The sequence below is a fragment of the Pseudanabaena sp. PCC 9330 genome, assembly GCF_055795045.1.
This window is the reverse complement of record NZ_JAYFES010000059.1, coordinates 1-418: the sequence shown is the minus strand read 5'-3', so window position 1 is coordinate 418 and position 418 is coordinate 1. Positions and strand designations below refer to the sequence as shown.

The 418-nt window shown below is 58.4% G+C and carries 1 pseudogene; it reads left to right on the top strand.

The features are described 5' to 3' along the window. Positions 1 to 107 precede the first annotated feature (107 nt). Positions 108 to 418: pseudogene (locus AC0QKW_RS02760) on the top strand (transposase); the annotation flags it as partial.

Below are 418 nucleotides of genomic sequence, written 5' to 3'. Positions count from 1 at the left end.
CTGACTGCCTGACACAAGTGGGTGAAAGGCTTGAAACGTCGTGACGCGAGGGGAAAAGGTGAGGTGACATGAGACGCTGAAATTTGCGTCATCTCAGAGTCTGCACCATGTCAGCCACCACCTGTCTTTATGATCAAGTGTTGTCCTTGCTGCGTCAATATAGCCATCGCCGGGATCTGCGCCACCTCAAGGCGCTGGCGTGGATGGTGACAGCGCTGGTGTGCAGCAGCAAGTTGAGCCTGCCGGAGTGGGAGTCGTATGTGCCGAGCCGTGCCCGCCAGGCGCAAAGCACCGAACGACGGTGGCAGCGCTTTATGGGCAATCGTCGAGTGCGGATAAAAAGTCTGTACGTGCCCTTGGTGCTGGCGGCCATCCACCAGTGGCAAGGACGTCGGCTCTACCTGGCGCTCGATACTAC